The 317-nt window shown below is 58.4% G+C and carries 1 protein-coding gene; it reads right to left on the reverse strand.

Going from position 1 to position 317, the window contains the following annotated elements:
* Positions 1–317, reverse strand: a 317-nt coding sequence (locus tag LZP73_RS19690; protein WP_234236603.1) for a hypothetical protein, incomplete at both ends; no start/stop codon positions are given.

Below are 317 nucleotides of genomic sequence, written 5' to 3' on the forward strand. Positions count from 1 at the left end.
CAGTTTATCTTTGGTGATGACGTAGCGTGCCGGACGCAGACCGTTACGGTCGAGGTTACAGGCGGCGAAACGGCCATCGGACATCACGATCCCTGCCGGGCCATCCCACGGCTCCATATGCATGGAGTTAAAGTCAAAGAAGGCACGCAGTTCCGGGTCCATATCCGGGTTGTTCTGCCAGGCTGGTGGCACTAACAGACGCATGGCACGGATGATATCCATCCCGCCTGCCAGCAGGAGTTCCAGCATGTTATCCATCGAACTGGAGTCAGAGCCGGTTTCGTTGACGAACGGCGCGGCGTCGTGCAGGTCAGGGA

This window comes from Shewanella sp. AS16 (assembly GCF_021412365.1).
Taxonomy (GTDB): Bacteria; Pseudomonadota; Gammaproteobacteria; order Enterobacterales; family Shewanellaceae; genus Shewanella; species Shewanella salipaludis.